Source organism: Halomonas sabkhae (assembly GCF_030409265.1).
Classification (GTDB): Bacteria; Pseudomonadota; Gammaproteobacteria; order Pseudomonadales; family Halomonadaceae; genus Halomonas; species Halomonas halmophila.
On record NZ_JAUFPM010000005.1, the window covers coordinates 49,720 to 67,554 of the forward strand.

Annotated in this window: 16 protein-coding genes; 5 read left to right on the forward strand and 11 right to left on the reverse strand. The window is 64.5% G+C overall.

The genetic code is table 11. The features are described 5' to 3' along the window. Window positions 1-40: 40 nt before the first annotated feature. Complete coding sequence (locus QWY79_RS04105) at window positions 41-1,396, reverse strand: OmpP1/FadL family transporter (RefSeq protein WP_290270158.1); 1,356 nt, start codon at window positions 1,394-1,396, stop codon at window positions 41-43. Window positions 1,397-2,004: 608 nt separating this feature from the next. On the opposite strand from QWY79_RS04105, the gene QWY79_RS04110 reads away from it, so the two are divergent. The 5 genes from QWY79_RS04110 to QWY79_RS04130 all read left to right on the forward strand — a co-directional run bounded on the left by QWY79_RS04110 (window position 2,005) and on the right by QWY79_RS04130 (window position 8,562). Next, window positions 2,005-3,402 (forward strand): MFS transporter, encoded by a 1,398-nt coding sequence (locus QWY79_RS04110; RefSeq protein WP_290270160.1) that lies wholly within the window; start codon window positions 2,005-2,007, stop codon window positions 3,400-3,402. A gap of 37 nt (window positions 3,403-3,439) precedes the next feature. Continuing rightward, complete coding sequence (arfA, locus tag QWY79_RS04115; RefSeq protein WP_290270162.1) at window positions 3,440-4,972, forward strand: arabinosylfuranosidase ArfA; 1,533 nt, start codon at window positions 3,440-3,442, stop codon at window positions 4,970-4,972. A gap of 92 nt (window positions 4,973-5,064) precedes the next feature. Further along, on the forward strand, window positions 5,065-5,511 hold the full coding sequence (locus tag QWY79_RS04120; RefSeq protein ID WP_290270164.1) for a MerR family transcriptional regulator: 447 nt from the start codon (window positions 5,065-5,067) through the stop codon (window positions 5,509-5,511). Continuing rightward, the gene (locus QWY79_RS04125; RefSeq protein WP_290270166.1) at window positions 5,508-8,003 is read left to right on the forward strand and encodes a heavy metal translocating P-type ATPase; all 2,496 of its coding nucleotides are present in this window, start codon (window positions 5,508-5,510) and stop codon (window positions 8,001-8,003) included. Before QWY79_RS04120 ends, QWY79_RS04125 begins: the two co-directional genes overlap by 4 nt. A 139-nt stretch (window positions 8,004-8,142) precedes the next feature. Next, a complete protein-coding gene (locus QWY79_RS04130) occupies window positions 8,143-8,562 on the forward strand; it encodes a VOC family protein (protein WP_290270168.1) in 420 nt (139 codons plus the stop codon). 128 nt (window positions 8,563-8,690) lie between these two features. Here the strand turns inward: QWY79_RS04130 and QWY79_RS04135 are convergent, their stop codons facing one another. From QWY79_RS04135 to rpsP, 10 genes are all read right to left on the reverse strand, one after another. Further along, window positions 8,691-8,846, reverse strand: a complete 156-nt coding sequence (locus tag QWY79_RS04135; RefSeq protein WP_290270170.1) for a hypothetical protein — start codon at window positions 8,844-8,846, stop codon at window positions 8,691-8,693. Next, on the reverse strand, window positions 8,843-10,636 hold the full coding sequence (recJ, locus tag QWY79_RS04140) for a single-stranded-DNA-specific exonuclease RecJ (RefSeq protein WP_290270172.1): 1,794 nt from the start codon (window positions 10,634-10,636) through the stop codon (window positions 8,843-8,845). The genes QWY79_RS04135 and recJ overlap by 4 nt, the downstream gene beginning before the upstream one ends. Before the next feature lie 330 nt (window positions 10,637-10,966). Continuing rightward, entirely contained in the window at window positions 10,967-12,355 is a 1,389-nt protein-coding gene (gene thrC, locus QWY79_RS04145) for a threonine synthase (RefSeq protein ID WP_290270174.1), read from the reverse strand. A 186-nt stretch (window positions 12,356-12,541) separates the two neighbouring features. Further along, on the reverse strand, window positions 12,542-13,858 hold the full coding sequence (locus QWY79_RS04150) for a homoserine dehydrogenase (RefSeq protein ID WP_141321643.1): 1,317 nt from the start codon (window positions 13,856-13,858) through the stop codon (window positions 12,542-12,544). A gap of 84 nt (window positions 13,859-13,942) precedes the next feature. Then, window positions 13,943-14,677, reverse strand: a complete 735-nt coding sequence (locus tag QWY79_RS04155; RefSeq protein ID WP_290270176.1) for a DsbC family protein — start codon at window positions 14,675-14,677, stop codon at window positions 13,943-13,945. A gap of 3 nt (window positions 14,678-14,680) precedes the next feature. Then, entirely contained in the window at window positions 14,681-15,583 is a 903-nt protein-coding gene (gene xerD / locus QWY79_RS04160; protein ID WP_290270178.1) for a site-specific tyrosine recombinase XerD, read from the reverse strand. Window positions 15,584-15,705: 122 nt separating this feature from the next. Then, entirely contained in the window at window positions 15,706-16,062 is a 357-nt protein-coding gene (gene rplS, locus QWY79_RS04165) for a 50S ribosomal protein L19 (RefSeq protein WP_290270180.1), read from the reverse strand. A 150-nt stretch (window positions 16,063-16,212) separates the two neighbouring features. After that, entirely contained in the window at window positions 16,213-16,977 is a 765-nt protein-coding gene (gene trmD / locus QWY79_RS04170) for a tRNA (guanosine(37)-N1)-methyltransferase TrmD (protein WP_290270182.1), read from the reverse strand. A 17-nt stretch (window positions 16,978-16,994) separates the two neighbouring features. Next, complete coding sequence (gene rimM / locus QWY79_RS04175; RefSeq protein ID WP_290270185.1) at window positions 16,995-17,567, reverse strand: ribosome maturation factor RimM; 573 nt, start codon at window positions 17,565-17,567, stop codon at window positions 16,995-16,997. An 18-nt stretch (window positions 17,568-17,585) separates the two neighbouring features. Continuing rightward, entirely contained in the window at window positions 17,586-17,834 is a 249-nt protein-coding gene (rpsP, locus tag QWY79_RS04180; RefSeq protein ID WP_141321625.1) for a 30S ribosomal protein S16, read from the reverse strand. Window position 17,835: the final 1 nt, after the last annotated feature.

The following is a 17,835-nucleotide window of genomic DNA, read 5'->3' on the forward strand; positions in this document are numbered from 1 at the left end:
AAACCGGGGTTCCTCATCTCCATTCGAGAGTCGATCGGGATCAGAAGCGATAGCCTACCGAGAGGGCGAAGACATTGGCATCGACCTCATAGGTGCCGGAAAGATCGCCACGGCTGGCGTTTTCGTTGGTGGGCGTGGCGTTCTGGTCTATGTCGCCATCATCACCGAAGACCCGCATATAGCCCGCGGTCACGCTGAGGTCGGTGGTCGGCATCCAGGTCGCGCCCAGGGTCGCCCACCGGCGGTCCGCATCCGGCACGCGCGGCGTACGGTGCTCGGCGTCCGGCACCGGCGACTCGTCGACCCCGAGGCCGGCACGCAGCAGCCACTGCCGGTTGAGCTGATAGTTGGCACCGACCGAGAAGGCCCAGGTATCGTTCCAGTTCTCGTCGGTGGTGCTGAGCTCCTGACCGCCGGACTCGACGACCAGCTCATCGAAGCTGCTCCATTCGGTCCACTCGGCATTGGCCATCAGCGCAAACCGGTCACTCACCTCATGGTAGATACCCAGGTTCATGTTGGCCGGCGTGGTCAGGTCCGCCGTGCCGCCGGCATCACGCAGCTGCCCCATGGCCTGGGCCCCGGCCAGAACCTGCTGGCCGGTCGGGTTGTCGGAACGGTAGCGGACGTCGCCTTCCAGTTCCAGATCGACTTCCGAGCGATAGCTGATGCCCAGTCGGGTCCGCTCGGTGGCCTGGAACAGCGCCCCCAGGGTGTAGCCGTAGCCCCAGTCATCGCCGGTCACCTCGGCCATGCCATCGGCATTGCCGATCGCCGTCTGCGGCAGCTGATTGGCTTGCACGCCCACCGCGCCGAGATCGATGGCATTCGACAGGGTGGCATCGGCGTACTGTGCCCGCAGGCCGAACGCCAGGTCGAGCCGGTCGGTAGCCTGATAATTGAAGGTGGGCTGGATGTCGATGGTCTTCAGTTCCGTCTCGATGGCGTGATAGCGACCGATCCAGTCCTTGTCGTACTTGGTCGACAGACCATAGGGCGCCGAGACCGAAAGCCCGAAGTCCATGCGCTCATTGAGGTCGGTCTTGAAGGCGAAGCTCGGCACCCAGGCCTCCTCGCCACCCTGGCGGGAGCCACCCCGATCATAACTGACGGGCGAGACGGCGGGGCTTGCCGCGGCATCGGTCAACTCGAACTGGGCATCGATAAAGGAGATGCCGCCAGCCAACTGAGTGCCCTCGGCATTGCCGATGGCCGCCGGGTTGTAGGTCATGTAACTGACATCCTCGGCACCGGCCGCCGCACCGGCCATGGCGTTACCCAGCGCCTTGGCACTCTGTTCACGAACCTGGAAACCGGACGCCGAAGCCTGACTGGCTGCCAGCAGGGCGGAACCCAGGGTCACGGCAACGGTGAGTTTGTTGAGCTTGTTATGCATGAGCAGACATCCCTAGACGTGGTAGGTGATTGTTATGACGCTAGCCGCGAGGCGGTCTTGTGACCTCAGTGTTTGCGAAACTCGTACCAGGGATCAAGTCCAAACGTTCGTTTTAAAGCAAAACACTCTCATACTTTAGTCACACCTTATTAAAATATCTTCAATAACAGAAAGTTAAAACCCTTCTCCCGGGGCGGATATATCGGCGGCCTACTTGCATGTCAGGGCAGCCCGATTGCCGCCAACGCCACAACGAGCCGGGATATGCAACTTTCGTCATGGCATTAATTCTCAAGCTAACATCCTGGCTCGCCATCGACGGGGATTTTGGAAAAAAACATAACGATATATATATCGCCAGGTTAAAACTCATGCATTAGACGCTATACAAAACCCTGCTTAATCTTCGAGGCACTAAGGAAGCACTGAATAAATCGGCGAGCATAGTGAAGCGCAAGGCGCCCGGAGCACAGAAAGCGAGACATAACAGATCGTTAGGCGACTTTCGACCGGGCTGGCGCACCAGCACCGCGTAACGAGGCGATTTGCATGCGCAGGCATTTAAGCAGTGTTTCCCTTAATAAGAAACAACCCTCGGAGCCCCCATCATGAGCAGTGCAAGACTCAGCATCATCGAAAAGATAGGCTTCGGCATGGGCGATGCCGGCAACAACATGACATTCGCCGCCGTGGTCATGTACCTCTCCTACTTCTATACCGACGTTTACGGCATCTCCCCCGCCGTCGTCGGCACCATCTTTTTGTCCATGCGTTTCGTGGATGCCGTGACCGACCCTCTGATGGGAGCCCTGGCCGACAAGACGCGCAGCCGATGGGGCCGCTTTCGGCCCTATCTGCTATTCATGCCGGTACCGCTGGCCGTGGCCTGCGTGCTGATGTTCACCACCCCCGACCTGTCGGGAACGGCCAAGATCGCCTACGCCTTCGCGACCTACTTCATCATGTCGCTGCTCTACACCGCCGTGAATATCCCGTATTGCGCTCTGGGTGGCGTGGTCACCGACGATCACCGCGAACGCGTGTCGTTTCAATCCTGGCGCTTCATTCTGGTCGGCGTGGCTTACCTGATCCTGAACAGCGGCCTGATGCCCATGGTCGAGTGGATCGGCGGCGGCGACGAAGCCCTGGGCTTCCAGTACAGCATGACCATCATGTCGGTCATCGGGGTCGCGATGTTCCTGTTCTGCTTTGTGACCGTGCGCGAGCGCGTACACCCATCGCCGCAGACCCAGGAAAAACTGTCCGTCAAGCTCAAGGCTCTCGCGGTCAACATCAAGTGGCGGATCGTGCTCGGCGTTACCTTCCTGCAGGCGCTGCAGTTCTTCCTTCGCCAGGGGGCGGCGATCTACTTCGCCACCTATGTGCTGGGCTTCAGCGCCATGGGGATCTCGGCATTCATCACCGCCGGTGCACTCGCCAGCATCGCCGGCACCGCGCTCTCGCCACGGTTAAGCCAGCACCTCAGCAAGCGCAAGGTGTTTCAGGCCAGCACCCTGGCCTTGATCGCGGCATCCTGTCTGCTGTTCCTGGTGCCCGGGCAATGGGCCATCGTGGCGAGCCTGCTGTTCGTGCTGGTCAGCTTCATGCACGGCATCGGTGCCCCCATTTCCTGGGCACTGATGGCCGACGCCGAGGACTACGGCGAATGGAAGACGGGCCGCCGCAATACCGGGGTCTCCTTCGCCGGCAACCTCTTCTTTCTCAAGATGGGGCTGGCAATCTCCGGGGGCATGATCGGTTTCCTCCTCTCCTGGGGTGGCTATCAGGCCAATGTCGATCAACAGAGCGACTCGGCACTACTCGTCATCAGCCTGCTGCTGACCCTGATTCCGGCGGCCGTCTGCCTGCTGATGTTCTGGGCTACCTACCTGTTCGGCCTGAATGACGACGACATGGATGAGGTAAGAAGCGACCTCCAGGCACGCCGCCCCGCTGACGAGACGCCTTCCGACTCTGCGGATGATCCGTCCCCGGCCTACACCTGACGTTTACTCCCCTTCCCCAGACCACAAGGAATCCGTCATGAACAGCAACGTCACCCTGCACCGCGATTTTGTCATCAGCGAGATCGATGATCGCTTGTACGGTGCCTTCCTGGAACACATGGGACGCGCCATTTACCAGGGCATCTACCAACCGGATCATGCCGACGCGGACGAGAACGGCTTTCGCCGGGATGTCCTCGAGCTCGTCAAGGAGCTGGCGCCGCCCATCGTGCGCTACCCGGGCGGCAACTTCGTCTCGGCCTACAACTGGGAAGACGGCATCGGCCCACAGGAGGAGCGACCGGTGCGCCTCGACCTGGCCTGGCACAGCCGCGAATCCAACCAGGTGGGCATTCACGAGTTCGCCGACTGGTGTGAACTGGCGGGCATCGACATGATGCTGGCCATCAACCTGGGCTCGCGCGGCATCGATGCGGCGCGCAACTACCTGGAATACGTCAACCACCCCGGGGGCAGCGCCTGGAGTGATCTGCGCATCAAGAATGGCCGCCAGCAACCCTGGAATGTGCGGATGTGGTGCCTGGGCAACGAGATGGATGGCCCCTGGCAGGTCGGCCACAAGAGCGCCGCTGAATATGGCCACCTGGCCAATGAAACCGGCAAGGCCCTGAAAGCCTATGACAGCGACCTGGAACTGGTCGCCTGCGGCTCCTCCAATCCCGACATGGCCAGCTATCCGGAGTGGGAAGCGACGGTGCTCGATCACTGCTACGAGACGGTGGACTACATCTCGCTGCACATGTACTTCACCAACCATGCCGACAACCTGGGAGAGTATCTGGCCCTCAGCGAGAGGCTGGACCGCTACATCGGCTCCATCGCCGGCGTCATCGACTACATCAAGGCCAAGAAGCGCTCGCGCAAGGACGTCCACATCTGCTTCGATGAATGGAACGTCTGGTATCACAGTGTCGAGCAGGACAAGCAGGTGCTGCAGGGCCGCGACTGGCCCTTTGCCCCACCCATCCTGGAAGACGTCTATAACGTCGAGGATGCCCTGCTGATCGGCTGCGTGATCAATACCTTCATTCGCCGCTCGGACCGCGTGCGCATTGCCTGCATCGCGCAACTGGTCAACGTCATCGCGCCCATCATGACCAGCGACGACGGCGAGGCCTGGCGCCAGACCATCTTCTATCCGCTGTACTTCGCGTCCCGTTTCGGGCGCGGCAAGGCGTTGCAACTCGCGGTGGACAGCCCGACCTACCCGGCCGGCGAACTGGGCGACGTGGCCTGTCTGGATGTCGCCGCCGTGCATGACGAGCCACAAGGCGTGATCAGCCTGTTCATGGTCAACCGCCACCAGCATGACAGTCTCGACCTCGATGTCGCCCTGGAGGGCTTCAGCGACTGCCGCATCCTGGACCATCAGACCCTCGACCACAGCGACATGAAGGCCACCAACACCGAGGCCCAGCCGACGCATGTCCGTCCGAGCGCGGGCGCTGGCCTGGCCATCGCAGGCACGACCTCAGCGGACAAGCTGCAAGGCCGACTGCCGCCGCTCAGCTATCACATGGTCAGAGTGCAGGCGCGCGCCGACGGCTAGCCCGCCGCGATACTCCGCGCCGGTCTTGCTTGACCTTTGTGTAACCCAAAGGTTTTACACTGCTGACATCGCCATCCTTTGACGAGGGCAAGATGAAAGTCAGCGAACTGGCTCGCAAGGCCGGCGTCACCGCCGAGACGGTGCGCCACTATACCCGGGAGGGGCTCCTGGCCCCGCAGCGGGATCCCCACAACGGCTATCACCTCTTCGATCACACCGATCTGGAGCGTCTGCAGTTCATCCAGCGGGCCCGCACCCTGGGCTTCAGCATCGCCGAGATCCATCAGATCCTCGAGCATGCCGATCAGGGCGATTCGCCCTGCCCGCTGGTGCGAGACCTGATGGCCGAGCGCCTGCCGCAGATCCGCGCCCGCATCCGTGAACTCGAGGAGCTGGCCGCGCGCATGGAGCAGGCGCTGGCGGCCTGGTCCGAGATGCCGGATGGCACACCGGATGGCCATAGTCTGTGCCGGCTGATCGAGAGCTTCCCCGAGCCGCTTTCGGGCGACGCTGAAACACGGCCGGAGGCATCCTCATGAGCACTCTGTTCGAGCGCTGGATTCCCGACATGAGCTGCCAGGCTTGCGTCGAGCGCATGCGTCATGCCATCCACGCGCAGGACGCCGACGCCGAAGTCAACGGCGAGCCCGCCGACAAGCGGCTGACGGTCACCACCGCGCTGAGCGGCGAGGCCCTGGATGCCGCCCTCGAAGACGCGGGCTACCCGCCCGGGCCGCGTGAGGACGACGCGGCGACAGTCCCCGATGACGAGCACCCGCCGACAACGAACCGCGCGGATGCCGGCACCACGCAGCAACTGTCGATCACCGGCATGACCTGCGCCGGCTGTGTGCGCAGCGTGCAGGGCGCCCTGGAGAAGACCCCGGGCGTGAGCGCGGCCAGCGTCAACTTCGGCACCCATACCGCCCGGGTCACGGGTACGGCGAGCACCGAGGACCTGATCACGGCCGTGGCAGGCGTCGGCTATGGCGCCGAGCCGGTGGTCGACATGCGCCAGGCGGAGAAGACCCGCGCCGAGCGTGACCAGGCCGAGTATCGACGCCTGATGCGCGGTGCCAGCGGCGCGCTGGCCCTGGCCGTGCCACTGATGCTCAGCATGCTGTTCTTCCACCCGCAGCCGGTGGGCGGCGGCAGGCTCTACTGGTTGGTGGTCGGCCTGCTGACCCTGGGGGTCCTGATCCTGCCCGGCCGCCATTTCTTCGCCAATGCCTGGAAGAACCTGCGCCACCGGCAGGCCAACATGGATACCCTGATCGCCATGGGCACCGGCACCGCCTGGCTCTACTCGATGGCGGTGGTGGCCTTCGCCGGCGCCCTGCCCGAAGCGGCACGGGGCATCTACTTCGAGGCCTCGTCGATGGTCATCGGCCTGGTGCTGCTGGGCAATGCCCTGGAGCTGCGCGCCCGCGGCAGGACCAGTGAGTCCCTGCGACGCCTCCTCGATCTGCAGAGCCGAACCGCGCGGGTGATTCGTGACGGCGAAGAACAGGAGATCGACATCGAGGCGGTAGGCGCCGGCGAGCACCTGCGGGTACGCCCCGGCGAGCGCGTCGCGGTGGACGGCGAGGTGCTGGAGGGTTCCAGCCATGTCGACGAATCCATGCTCACCGGCGAGCCCATCCCGGTGGCCAAATCCTCTGGCGACGAGGTCAGCGCCGGTACGCTCAATGGCAAGGGCGCGCTGATCTACCGAGCCACGCGGGTGGGCGCCGACACCCGCCTCGGCCGCATCACCGAGCAGGTCGCCCATGCCCAGAACTCCCGGCCCCCCATCGGCCGGCTGGCGGACCGCATTGCCAGCGTCTTCGTTCCTGCGGTGATGATCCTCGCCGTGCTCAGCGCTCTGATCTGGTTCAACCTGGGGCCCGAGCCACGGGTGATTCACATGCTGGTCACCGCCACGACGATTCTGATCATCGCCTGCCCCTGCGCCCTGGGCCTGGCCACACCGATCTCGACCATGGTCGGTATCGGCAAGGCCGCCGAGCACGGCGTCCTGGTGCGCAGCGGCGAGGCCCTGCAGACCGCCAGCCGGCTGACCACCCTGGTGGTCGACAAGACCGGCACCCTCACCGAGGGCAGGCCCCGGGTCACCGAAGCCGAGATCCTCGCCGGCGATGAGGCCACCGCGCTCGCCCTGGTGGCGGGGCTGGAGCGCGGCTCCGAGCATCCGCTGGCCAGCGCCCTGCTGACCTACACCGAACAGCAGAATGTTGAGGCCGCCGATATTCACGACTTCCAGTCGGTGACAGGCGGCGGCGTCACGGCGCGCACCGGGGAAGGCGACGAGCTGCTGCTGGGCAATGCACGCCTGCTCCGGGAGCAGGGGGTCGAGCTCGACGCCGGCGCGGCCGTCATCGAGCGACTTCAGCAACAGGCGCGCAGCGTGGTCATGCTGGCCGTGAATGGCCGCCTGACCGCCCTCTTCGGCATCAGCGACCCGCTGCGCGAGGACAGCCGGGCGGCGATCGAGCGGCTGCGTGAGGATGGCCTCAGGGTGGTCATGCTGACCGGTGACAATCACCACACCGCCGCGGCCATTGCCCGCGACGTGGGCATCGACGACTTCCGCGCCGACCTGCTGCCCGAGGACAAGCACGCCGAGATCCAGCGCCTGCAGGAGCAGGGCGAGGTGGTCGGCATGGTCGGCGACGGCATCAATGATGCCCCGGCACTCGCCCTGGCGGACGTCGGTTTCGCCATCGGCCGGGGCACCGACGTGGCCATCGAGAGTGCCGGCGTCACCCTGATGCGCGACTCGCTGCATGGCGTGGTCGCCGCCATCGAGATCAGCCGCGCCACCCTGCGCAACATCCGTCAGAACCTCGCCGGTGCCTTCGGCTACAACCTGATCGGCATCCCGATCGCCGCCGGCGTGCTCTACCCGCTGACCGGCAGCCTGCTGTCCCCCATGATCGCCGGCGTCGCCATGTCGCTGTCGTCGATCACCGTGGTCAGCAACGCCAGCCGGCTGCGCCTGTTCACCCCGCGCGACGCCAGCGCGACATAGGAGAGCGCCACATGAGCTGGATCATCAACCTCCTCGGCCTTGCCCTGATCGCGCTGATCGTCTGGTGGTTCTGGCTGGACTGAGGCGGACGCCTGCTAGGCTGAGAGTAGACACAAACCGTCATTCAGGGAGACATGACATGCCACGACTCGATGGTGTACTGGAAACGGCCCTCTACGTCGGCGATATGGTGCGGGCCCGTCAATTCTTCGAGGAAGTCATGGGGCTCTCCGCCTTTACCGCCGATCAACGCATGACCGCCTACGACGCCGGGGGTGGCACCATACTTCTGTTGTTTCTCCAGGGCGCGACCACGGAGACCGTGGTGCTGCCCGACAGCATTGGCACCATCCCGCCCCACGACGGCAACGGGCCCGTGCACATGGCCTTCGCCGTCAGCGCCGACGAACTGGCGGAATGGGAGCAGCACCTGACGGGGCATGGCGTCGAGATCGAAGGGCAGACGCACTGGACACGCGGCGGTCACAGCCTCTACTTCCGCGACCCGGACGGCCACCTGCTGGAACTCGCCTCACCCGGCGTCTGGCCGAATTACTGAAAGAAGAGGTCAGAGGTCAGAGGTCAGAGGTCAGAGGTCAGAGGTCAGAGGTCAGAGGTCAGAGGTCAGAGGTCAGAGGTCAGAGGTCAGAGGTCAGAGGTCAGAGGTCAGAGGTCAGAGGTCAGAGGTCAGCAAGTGAAGCCCAGTAAGTGGCGGTCCGCAAGGCCCTTATTTCTTCCTTCTTCCTTCTTCCTTCTTCCTTCTTCCTTCTTCCTTCTTCCTTCTTCCTTCTTCCTTCTTCCTTCTTCCTTCTTCCCTCTTCCCTCTTCCCTCTCTCTACTCAAACCGGCTCCGCATGCTCGATCATGAGTTGCAACGACTCCCGGCCCCGCCAGCGGTTGCGGTTCAGCTTGTAGGCGCAGCGAATCCGGTCACCGACCTCGAAGGCCGGCACCTCGCCCGGGGTCAGGGCGCGGAACCAGATGGCGCGCACACTGACCGCGCCCAGCGACAGTTCGAGCATCAGGTGGCTGCCGTCGGCGCCCACGGGGCGCAGGTTTTCCACCCGCAGCACGCCTTCAAACAGTGGCGCATCGAATTCGCGGCCGAAGGGGCCGAGGGTCTCGAGTTCATCCAGGGTGTGCAGGCCCAGCTGATTTGCTTCGAGCTCGCCGTCGGTGAAGACCCGCGGGGCGAGTTCCAGGTCGCCGAGCTGTTCGCTCACGGCCTGTCGCAGGGCCTGGCGGAAGTCCTCGACGGCCTCGCGCGGCACCCCGACGCCTGCCGCCCCACGATGGCCGCCGAAACGCGGCAGGCTGTGGGGCGCCAGATCATGGGCACGCTGCAGGGCATCGCGCAGATGCAGCGCCTCAATGGAGCGCCCTGAACCGGTCAGCATGCCGGGCTGGGCGGCCTGGGTCAGCACCAGGGCCGGCCGGCCATAGGCCTGCACCAGCCGCGAGGCGACGATGCCCTGCACGCCGGGATGACCGTCTTCGAGCAGTACCAGCAGCAGCGGCGAGCCCGCTTCCAGCTCGGCCATGGCCAGGCCGCGTGCCGCTTCGGTCATGTCGGCCTCGATGGCCTTGCGCGACTGGTTGTCCTGATCCAGCGTCTCGAGATGCCGCGCCGCCGTGCTGTCATCCGCCGCCAGCATGAAGTGCAGCGCCGCATAGGGGTCATCCAGACGCGAGCGGGCGTTGATGCGCGGCCCCATCTGGAAGGCCAGGGTCTCGGCATCGAAGGGCACGCTGTCATCACCCAGGCGCTGGGCCATGGTGCGCCAGCAGGCGGCTTCCATGCGATTGATCAGGGTCAGGCCATGGGCGACCACAGCACGATTCGAGGCACTGGCGCCCAGCGACACGCAATCGGCCACCGTGCCCAGGGCCACATAGGAGAGCCAGGGCGATAGCTTGGGCGTGGAGGATTCGAGCACGCCCCAGTCGATCAGCACGCTGCGCGTCAGCGACATGATCAGCCAGGCCACCATGCAGCCGGCGATGGTCGGGTCGGGATAGTGGCAGTCATCGCGGGTCGGGTTGACGGTGGCATAGGCCGACGCCGGCGGCCCCTCGCTGGGCAGGGCATGGTGATCGCTGACCACCACATCGATGCCGGCATCGCGCAGCCGGGCGATCCGCGGCTCGTCGCTGCTGCCGCAGTCGGCGGTAATCACCAGGCTGGGGCGTGGCGACAGCGCCAGGGTGCGCTCGACCAGCGGCAGACTGATGCCATAGCCGTCATGGATGCGGTGGCCAATCAGGCTGTGCAGCCGATTCTCGGGGATGCCGAAGAGTTCGTTGAGGGTGCGCCGAATCACCACATGCGAGGTGATGCCATCCACGTCGTAGTCGGTGAGGATGCCGATATGCTCACCCTCGGTCACCGCCTGGGCGATACGCTCGGCGGCGCGGCGAGCATCCTGGAGCCGTTCGGGATGCGCCAGATGACGCAGACTGGGAGCGACCAGAGGCCCCAGCTCACCCTCATGCCCGGCCAGCCGGCCGGCCAGGATACGCGCCTGCAACGGCGTCAGCCCCTCGGCCAGCGCACGCTGCTCCACTGCCTCGTCACGCGGGCGAGGCTGGATACGCGGCTTGAGGGATTCATGCAGATCGACAGGGGCGTTCACACCTGGCTCCTCCAATCAGGGAAAACACTGGTCTATTGCTACGCTCGTCGCCCCACAAGGGGAGAGGAAGTCTGAAAGCTCGCAGGAACAAGCCCAGGCTCTGTACGAAAATTGTCTGCGCTCACCGACTTTTCGCACAAACCTAGCGAGAGGCACCGGGGACAGGTCGAAGAGGGGGTCCGATGCCATGGATGGCATCGGTAGCGCCCAGGGAAGGGTTCACAGCGCCCCCTCGCAGACCTGTCGACGGTTCAGCCTCGCGCGCCTCCCGCCCCATAACGGCCATGAGCTTTGAAGCCGGCCTATGGAACCACAGGAGATCAGGCCTCTTCAGCGACGCTTCTCGGCGACGAACTTCTGCACCTCGGCAAGCTCCGCCGGTAGCACCGTGTAGCGCTCATCGCACTCCAGCAGGTCCTCCATGTGCGGCGGCAAGGGCACGCCCGGGAAGCCGGCCTTGACCACCGCCTCGGCGAATTTCGCCGGGTGCGCCGTGGCCAGGGTCACCATCGGCACGCTCGGGTCGCCGCGCTGGCATTCGGCGGCACGATAGCCGGTGGCCGTGTGCGGATCCAGGGTCTCCTGGGTGCGCTGGTGCGCCTCGCGGATGACTTCCAGAATCGTGGCGTCATCGATGCTGTGGCTGACGAACATCTCGCGCAGGCGCGTCAGCGGGGCATCGGCCAGGGCCGACGGCTCGTGCTGGAAGCGCTCGAGCAGCTCGGCCACGGCATCGCCGTCACGCTGATAGGCCTCGAACAGCAAACGCTCGAAGTTGGACGACACCACGATGTCCATGGACGGCGCCAGGGTCGCGACCAGCTCCTTCTTCGAGAAGTCGTTGTCGGCCAGGGTCCGATGCAGGATGTCGTTGGCATTGGTGGCAATCACGAAACGCTCCACCGGCAGCCCCATGCGAAACGCCATGTAGCCGGCGAAGACATTGCCGAAGTTGGCCGAGGGCACACAGAAGGCGGTCTTGCGATGCGGCGCGCCGAGTGCCACGGCGGAGGCCACGTAGTAGACGATCTGGGCCATGATGCGCGCCCAGTTGATCGAATTGACCGCCACCAGGCGCGTGCCGTTGAGGAAGGACTGGTCGGCGAAGCTGGCCTTGACCATCGCCTGGGCATCGTCGAAGTTGCCCTCGATGGCGATGTTGAAGACATTGTCGGCCTGCACCGAGGTCATCTGACGGCGCTGGACCTCGGAGACCCGCTGATGCGGATGCAGGATGAAGATGTCCAGGTTGTCGCAGTGCCGGCAGCCCTCGATGGCCGCCGAGCCGGTATCCCCGGACGTCGCCCCCATGATCACCGCCCGTTCGCCACGCTTGGCGAGGAAATGATCGAGCAGGCGCCCCAGCAACTGCAGGGCCACATCCTTGAACGCCAGCGTCGGGCCATGGAACAGCTCGAGCAGGTAATGATTGGCATCCAGCTGGTTCAGCGGCACCACGGCGTCGTGGTTGAAGGTCGAGTAGGCATCGCGGACGATCTCCCGGAAGGTCTCGTCATCGATCTCCCCGCCCACGTAAGGCTTCATGACCCGGAAGGCAATCTCGGCATAGGAGCAGCCCGCCATGTCAGCCAGCTCCTCGTAACTCAGCTGAGGGACCTGCTCCGGCACATAGAGCCCACCATCACTGGCCATGCCGGTCAGCACGACCTCCTCAAAGGAAAGCGCAGGCGCCTGCCCGCGGGTACTGATATAACGCATGCTCGGTTTCCTCGCTAGAAGGAAGAGCGCCCGGACTGCGTCCGGGCTGGAAGAGTGAAGAGCAAAGAACGGCGCTTCACGCCTTGAGGAGGGAAGAATACCCTGGGCACCCAGGTCGCTAGGCTAGCCTGGCTCCCTCTTCCCTCTTCCCTCTTCCCTCTTCCCTCTTCCCTCTTCCGTCCTGGGTTATTCCTGCTCGTCGAGGCTTTCGACGCGGATACGCGTGACCGAGCCGGCGATGTCGGCCATGGCCTCGATGCGACGGATGGCTTCGTTCATGTGCTTCTCGCGGGTCATGTGCGTCAGCAGGATGATCGGCACCAGTTCGCCGTCGGTGACTTCCTTCTGGATCAGGGCCTCGATGGAGATGCCTTCCTCGGAAAGGATGGTCGCCACGCGGGCCAGCACGCCGGGGCGGTCCACGGCCAGCAGGCGCAGGTAGTAGGCGGTGTCGATCTCTTCCATCGGCATGATCTGCGGCTGGTCATCGACCTCGTCGATGCCGCTGAACGCCAGATAGGGCACGCGATAGCGATGGTCGGTGGAGATATCCCGCGCCACGTCGAGGATATCGGCGACCACGGCGGAAGCCGTCGGCTCGGCGCCGGCGCCCGGCCCATAGTAGAGCGTCGGACCCACGGCGTCGCCCATCACGGCGATGGCATTCTTGACGCCATGCACGTTGGCCAGCAGGCGCTCCTTGGGAATCAGCGTCGGGTGCACGCGCAGCTCGACGCCCGTCTCGGTGCGCTTGGAGATCCCCAGGTGCTTGATCACATAGCCCAGGTTATCGGCCTGTTCGACATCCTCGGCGGTGACCCGCGAGATGCCCTCGGTGTAGGCCTTGTCGAACTGCAGCGGCAGGCCATAGGCGATGGACGCCAGGATGGTCAGCTTGTGCGCGGCGTCGATGCCCTCGACATCGAAGGTCGGGTCGGACTCGGCATAGCCCAGCGCCTGCGCCTCGGCCAGCACGTCCTCGAAGGCCCGGCCTTCATCACGCATGTGCGTGAGAATGTAGTTGCCGGTGCCGTTGATGATGCCGGCCAGCCACTCGATGCGATTGGCGCCGAGGCCTTCGCGCAGCGACTTGATGACCGGGATGCCACCCGCCACGGCGGCTTCGAAGGCCACGATCACGCCCTTCTCGTGGGCCGCCTGGAAGATTTCGTTGCCGTGCACCGCGATCAGTGCCTTGTTGGCGGTGACCACGTGCTTGCCATTCTCGATGGCTGTCAGCACCAGCTCGCGCGCCACGTCATAGCCACCGATCAACTCGACGACGACATCGATATCCGGGTTGGCGGCCAGCTCGAAGACATCCTGTGTCGTCTTGATGCCGGTGATGTCGCACTCGGGGTTGGGGCTACGATAGGCCACCTGCTCAATCACGATGGGCCGCCCCGCCCGCCGGGCGATGTCATTGGCGTTACGCGTCAGCACGTTGAAGGTCCCGCCTCCGACAGTGCCCAGGCCACAGATTCCCACTCTCACCGGATTCAATGTCATTCCCCTTTCATTCTGGCGTGTGTCCAAGCTTGGCGAGACTCGCCTCGCCGCCGGCCCGTGACGGACCGGTCATATCGGTTATTCCAGGCCCAGCAGCTTGGCCAGGCGTTCCGCCGGCACATAGCCGGGCACCAGCCTGCCGTCGGGCATGATGATGGCCGGTGTCCCTTGCACACCGAGCTCCAGCCCCAGATGATACTGTTCCTCGACCGGATTGTCGCAGGTTGCGTCACTTTCCAGCGATTCCTCACGGAAGGCCGCCGACATGGCCTCACTGGTATTCTCCGCGCACCAGATCTTCTGCAGCTCGCGTGCCCCCGGCGATTCCATGCCGCCACGCGGAAACGCCAGGTAATCGACCTCGATCCCCAGCTCGTTGAAGCGCGACATTTCCTCGTGGAAACGCTGACAGTACGGGCAGGTGGTATCCGTGAAAACAACGACGCGGGCCCGGGTCTCGTCGGTACTGCGGAAGGTGACGCGCTTGTCGTCGGTCACCTCCTCGAGGCGCTCCTGACGCTCGGCATTGCGCGTCTTTTCCGTGAGGTTGACCAGGCCGGTGTCGGTCTTCTCGTACAGATCACCGACCAGGAAGTAGTTGCCCTCGGCATTGGTGTAGAAGGTTTCACCGGTTTCCAGGCGCACCTCGTAGATGTCCGCCATCGTCGTCTCGCGCACGTCTTTAACCGGCATGCTCCGGCCGGACACCTCGATGGACTCGAGGGACTCGGGCACGGCCGCCCAACTGAGGGTGGGCACTGCCAGGGTCGCGGCAAGCAGGCCGCTGGCCAGGGGGAGGATCGTTTTTTTCATGATTCAGCCTCGAGGGTGGTGTTCGGCGTGCAGGGCTTCGAGTCGGACCTGCGCCACATGGGTATAGATCTGGGTCGTGGAAAGGTCACTGTGACCCAGCAGCAACTGTACGACACGCAGATTGGCGCCATGATTCAACAAGTGCGTGGCAAAGGCATGCCGTAGCGTATGTGGCGACAGGTGACGCTCGATGCCGGCGCTGCGCGCATAACCCTTGATACGATACCAGAAGGCCTGGCGAGTCAGGCAGGCATCGCCGCGACCGGGAAACAGCGCCGGGCGCGTGACATCCTGCATCAGGACGCCGCGCCCGCTGCGCAGGTAGCGGCTCAGCCAGTCGCCGGCCTCCTCGCCCAACGGCACCAGGCGCTCCTTGTCGCCCTTGCCGCGCACTCGCACCACGCCCTGACGCAGATTGAGCGCATCGGTGGTCAGGCCCACCAGCTCCGTCACGCGCAGGCCGGCTCCGTACAGCACCTCGAGCATGGCACGATCACGCAGCCCCAGGGCCGTATCGACGTCGGGCGCTTCGAGCAGACGCTCGACCTCGTCCTCTTCCAGCGTCTCGGGCAGGGAGGCCGTGACACGCGGCAGCCGAATCTCGGCGAGCGGATCATGTTCGATGCGCCCTTCCCCCAGTGCCCAATGATAGAAGCGGCGCAGGCTGGACAACAGGCGCGCATTGCTGCGCAGCTTGTAGCCGGCCTCGCGTCGCGCCTCGAGCCAGTCGGGCAGTGCCTCGGCGGGTGGCGACAGCAGATCCGCCCGATACTCGGCCAGCTGCGCCTGCCAGGCCTGCAGGTCGTGGCGATAGGCCTGGAGGGTATTGTCGCTGACGCCCCTTTCCAGCCACAGGCCGTCGAGGAAGGCATCGATCAGGGCAAAGTCGTCGAGCGGTCTCGACATGCGGGCATCCCTCGTCCGGCCTCGTGACCCGAGGCCCTAACAAAAAACCCCGCCCCGCAGGAGCGGTGGCGGGGCAGCGTCGGACACGATCGAGTCGCGCCGTCGGGCCTGACGGGCAGGCCTCAGTTGAGCTTTTCCTTGATGCGTGCGGACTTGCCGCTACGCTCGCGGAGATAGTACAGCTTGGCCTGGCGCACATCACCACGACGCTTGACCTTGATCGAGTCGACCAGCGGGCTGTAGGTCTGGAAGGTACGCTCGACGCCCACACCATGGGACACCTTGCGCACGGTGAAAGCGGAGTTCAGGCCGCGGTTGCGCTTGCCGATCACCACGCCTTCGAAGGCCTGGAGACGCTCGCGGTTACCTTCCTTGACCTTCACCTGGACGACGACGGTGTCGCCCGGGGCGAATGCCGGCACTTCACCGCTCATCTGCTCGGCTTCGAGCGCCTGGATCACCTTGTTCTTGCTACTCATGACAATAAACTCCTCGATAACGTTACTTGACCCGCCGATCCGGCAATGGTTGGCCGGCGAGTCGTGATCCCGGCGCCCGAATACCGCGGAGCGCGGGAGTGTCGTTGGTGACACAGGTCCGCCAGTGGCGTCCTGCACCGCCGCCCCGACCTAAGCGGTGGATGTCGGGGCGTATTCCTCGATGAACTCCTCGAGCAGTTGCCGTTGCTCGTCGTTCAAGACCCTGCCTTCCAGCAGGTCGGGACGCCTCAGCCAGGTCCGTCCCAGTGACTGCTTCAATCGCCAGCGCCGAATGGCACCATGATGGCCACTCAGCAACACGTCCGGCACTCGGCGTCCATCGACGTCTTCCGGGCGTGTGTAGTGCGGGCAATCCAGCAGCCCGTCATTGAAGGAGTCCTCGAGCGCGGAGTCCTGATGGCCCAGCACACCGGGCACCAGTCTTGCCGCGGCATCGATCAGCACCATGGCCGGCAGTTCGCCACCGCTCAGCACATAATCGCCAATCGACCACTCCTCATCGATGTCGGCTTCCACCACCCGCTCATCGATGCCTTCATAGCGTCCGGCCACCACCACCAGCGGCGGTCCCGACGCCAGCTCCCGAGCGCCACGCTGATCGAGACGGCGTCCCTGGGGCGATACGTAGATCACCCGGGGCCGCTGGCCGGTGGCGACCTCGGCCTGCTCGCGAGCCGCATGAATCGCCGCGCGCAGGGTATCGACCTTCATCAGCATGCCCGGTCCGCCGCCATAGGGGCGGTCGTCCACGGTGCGATGACGATCGGTGGCATAATCCCTGGGGTTCCACAACGCCAGGTCAATATGCCCCTTGTCCACGGCTCTCCCGGTCACACCCTGACGCGTCAGCGCCTCGAACATTTCGGGAAACAGGGACACGATGCCGATCCACATCGATGCCTCACTGCGGCTCAAAATGCCGGATCCCAGTCGACCACCATGCGTCCCGCCTCGAGGTCCACCCGCTGGATGACGACGTCGGGCAGGAAGGGCAACAGCCGCTCACGCTTGCCTTCGCTATCGTCCTCGCGAGCCTTCACGACCAGGACATCATTGGCACCGGTCTCGAACAGATAGTCGACGACGCCCAGGTCCACGCCCTCGGTCGTCTCGACGGCCAGCCCCTCGAGTTGATACCAGTAGAAGTCGCTGTCCTCGGACAACTCGGGCAGTTCGGCTGTCGACAGCAGGATCTCGGCGCCGGCCAGTGCCTCGGCCTGATCGCGACCCTCGACACCTTCCAGGCGTGCCACGAGCCCCTTGCCCTGCAGGCGACCCTGAGCGACCCGGTAACGCGACTCGACACCCCGATGGCGCAGCACCCACTCGTTATACTCGAGGATGCCTTCCATGGGGCTGGTGTACGAATACACGCGAAGCCAGCCCTTGACACCATACGGGCTGGTCAACTTGCCCAAGACGACATACTCGGGCCTGGTGCCTTGCTCGGCGCTCATGCTTATCGTCGACTCTGCGTCGGCCATGCGCTCGCCTCAAGCGGCTTACGCCTGCTTGCGGGCTTCCTTGACCAGTTCGGCAACGCGAGCGGACAGCTGTGCGCCCTGCTCCTGCCACTGGCTGATGCGATCCAGGTCGATGCGCAGACGCTCTTCCTGACCACGCGCCACCGGGTTGAAAAAGCCCAGGCGCTCGATGAAACGACCGTCGCGCGGCTTGCGCGAGTCGGTCACGGCGAGATGGTAGAAGGGACGCTTCTTGGCGCCACCCCGTGCCAGACGAATGGTAACCATG